We start from the raw sequence: 3,023 nt of genomic DNA, 5'->3' as shown, positions 1-3,023 counted from the left end.
CGTAACGCCATTGTCGGTGAGAGTGTCAATGATGTTCAGCAAGTCCTTTGTGGAGCGTCCCAGACGGCTGATACTCTCAATATAGAGGGTATCGCCCTCACGCACATAGTCCAGCATAGCTTTAAGCTGTGGTCGGTCTTTAGCAAATTGCGAAGCATTTTGCGTGCTCACCGAAATCTTCTCGGAGAAGATGCGGTCAACCTGATAACCGCACATGATCTCCTGCTGTCTTGCTGTCTCCTGATGTTCTGTGGAAACACGGATATAACCTATTTTGCTCATAGTTGTTGTTTCCTTTCTTTTGTTGATTTATGGTTGACTTATTGGCGGTGATGATGTATAATTACAGATAAGGGCAGGCACTCGGCTTACCCGTGAAAATCGGAATTCGTGGGAGGATTCATTATTGGAAATTCAGATGATGCAAAAAGGACATATCCTATGGGATAAGACGATTTTGTTTGCTCAGTCCTGCTCATGGAAAGCAGGATCTTATCTTGCAGAGCGTATGAGGGTGAATGCTTTTAATGATTGGGAGCGCATAGTTGTTGCCGTTGAAGATGAAACCATAATCGGCTATTGTACACTTTCTGAAAAAGATGAATTGTCGGAAGAATATGATTATTCACCGTTTATTGGTTTTGTTTTTGTTGACGAACGGCATCGTGGCAAGCGAATATCGGAAAAGATGATTCAGCATATCTTATCCTATGCAAAATCCATTGGATTTCGGACTGTTTACATCATGAGTGGAGAACAAGGCTTATATGAAAAATATGGGTTTAAAAAGATCGGTGATTTTCATACGATATATGGAACAAAAGATCAACTGTTTCATATTGGTCTGTAGACAGTCGAATTCTGATCTATCTTAGCAACTATACACATCACTGCGGTAGGGATACTCCCTGCCGTATTTTTTTATTCAAGCTGCCCCTTTTTTCTCTTGGCAGCCTGTTCGTTTTGCAAGTAGCGGTCAATGGTTTTCTGAGCACTGCGTTTCTGCTGTGCCAGCCTTGAAAGCCTGTCCGCTTCTTTCTTCAGGGCTTTACGCTCCGCACTTAGTTCAGCATATTCCTTACGGGTATTTTCAAGCTCCGCTTTCAGCTTGCTGAGTTTGAGTATCTTACTGTCGGGGAAACGATCACCCCATGCGTGAACTGGGAAAGAAATTTTCAGAAGGTGAGGATAAGCTGATTGAATATGTAGACAATAACAGGCAGTTTTTTACTATAGAACAGACTCCATTGGAAGATATTTTCAGCTTTGATCCGTTTGGAATACTTAAAAATGAATTTAATCTTAAAACGTTTGATGAATATACCTATGGATTAAAAGCTATACTTGACCCTGAAACAGAATTATCTAATTTTCTTATTCATATCATGATGTTGAATGATGTCATAATTACACTTCGTTCTCATGAAAAGAATCTTGAAGACGATGAAAAAGAGGAATTCATAAAGATGATGGCACTCCAACTAAATGAACTAAATGAAGATACGAATGCAGTTGTTGCGTTCAGACTGGGATTTTTGATGCTCAAAGCTATGAATTTGTCTTTCAGAATGGAAAAGAGTCTGCCGGAAGATATAGCTGAGTTCCATAAAATCATGACACATGATCTTAAATATGTTCCGATCGACTACGCTAAGGTTGACATTTCAGGATTTATGTTTGAAAATGCAGATGTGGAGGCATATGCTCAAGAAAATAATATCACTGACAATAAAAATAAACGATTCATTCTAGCTAAAATACGAAATTCTCTTATGCATGGCAACCTGAAATTTGAGCTTGATGCTGAAAAAGGCGTGTTGTTTGTATTTAATGATAAATATAAAGGAAGATGTGTTACTGTGAAAATCGATGAGAGAGCTTTTGAACGATTTATTGATCAGGAAGCATTCTACAAAGATATCGACAAAAGCGGCATTTCTATAAAGTTCTGAAAATATTCTTACAGCATTGTCATCCGCACTCAACACCAAAACGCGTACTTGTGTATTATTGTGCAGGTATGTGGTACCCTCCCCAAAATCCCCCACCCTACCCAACGAACTTCAAATAGACTAAAATAGAAATAACTAATAAAGTCTAACCGGAGTTGATTAGAATGAATGAGATAACGACGATCAAAAACGAAGTTAAGCTGAAACAATGGGTTGAAATGATACAGCAGCGGAACGAAAGTGGACTTACTGTAACTGAATGGTGCAAGCATAACGGAATCAATCTCAAGACATATTATTACAGGCTGAAACGAGTGCGTCAGGCGGTATGTAATGAGATCGAACAGCATGATATCGTGCCTGTTGAGCCGACCGCAGATATAGAAATTACAGCAGAGAAAATAGAAATATCCGTAGGTGATGTAAAAATATTTCTGCAAGATGATTTTAACGAAACTACGCTGAAACGTCTGCTGGGAGTTTTGCGATGATCGGAGATGTCAGCCGCGCTGAGAATATCTACATCGTGTGCGGATATACAGATATGTGTAAAGCAATAGATGGACTTGCAGCAATTGTTCAGCAGAATTTCAAACTTGATGTATTTTCAGGCAGTCTGTTTCTTTTCTGCGGAAAACGCTGTGATCGCATCAAGGCTCTGCTTTGGGAAGAAGATGGATTTGTTCTGCTATACAAAAGGCTCGAAAACGGAAAGTACAAATGGCCTCGTGATCGTGTCGAAGCAAAACAGATAACCAAGCAGGAATTCCGCTGGCTGCTTGAGGGGCTGTCGATTGAACAGAAAACTGCGATAAAACCAGCAAAAAAAGGCTCGATATGCTGAAGATCCAACATAAAAAATGCACATCATTGTTGACAATATTTCTATGCCCGAAAGGTACGGTTTTGCTGGACTTTTCGGGCTTTTTGTGGTAAAATATATTCAGTGGATCTTTGTGTTTCGGAGATGGGTACAATAATAGTATATCTGTTAAGTATGAATATCATAAATCAACAACTCACAGCAATTTAAGCTTTAATTGTTAGGATGGAAACAATATGATAAATAAG

The 3,023-nt window shown here is 39.2% G+C and carries 5 protein-coding genes; 4 read left to right on the top strand and 1 reads right to left on the bottom strand.

What is annotated here, in order from left to right:
- Positions 1-282 (bottom strand): recombinase family protein (locus CUS_RS05390; protein ID WP_002848142.1); only part of this gene is annotated, 282 nt, incomplete at its 3' end.
- Between the two features lie 124 nt (positions 283-406).
- Between CUS_RS05390 and CUS_RS05385 the strand changes: the two genes are divergently transcribed.
- The 4 genes from CUS_RS05385 (at position 407) to tnpB (ending at position 2,796) form a co-directional block, all read left to right on the top strand.
- Positions 407-850 carry a GNAT family N-acetyltransferase gene (locus tag CUS_RS05385; protein ID WP_037276685.1) on the top strand — a complete coding sequence of 148 codons (444 nt, stop codon included), beginning with the start codon at positions 407-409 and terminating at the stop codon, positions 848-850.
- A 301-nt stretch (positions 851-1,151) separates the two neighbouring features.
- Positions 1,152-1,952, top strand: coding sequence for a hypothetical protein (locus tag CUS_RS05380; RefSeq protein WP_037276683.1), 801 nt, complete (start codon positions 1,152-1,154; stop codon positions 1,950-1,952).
- Between the two features lie 164 nt (positions 1,953-2,116).
- Positions 2,117-2,443 carry an IS66 family insertion sequence element accessory protein TnpA gene (gene tnpA, locus CUS_RS05375; RefSeq protein WP_002848140.1) on the top strand — a complete coding sequence of 109 codons (327 nt, stop codon included), beginning with the start codon at positions 2,117-2,119 and terminating at the stop codon, positions 2,441-2,443.
- Entirely contained in the window at positions 2,440-2,796 is a 357-nt protein-coding gene (gene tnpB, locus CUS_RS05370) for an IS66 family insertion sequence element accessory protein TnpB (protein ID WP_002848143.1), read from the top strand. Before tnpA ends, tnpB begins: the two co-directional genes overlap by 4 nt.
- Positions 2,797-3,023: the final 227 nt, after the last annotated feature.

The organism is Hominimerdicola alba 8 (assembly GCF_000178155.2).
Lineage (GTDB): Bacteria > Bacillota > Clostridia > Oscillospirales > Ruminococcaceae > Hominimerdicola > Hominimerdicola alba_C.
The sequence above is the reverse complement of the archived record's forward strand: the minus strand, read 5'-3'. Positions and strand labels throughout refer to the sequence as shown.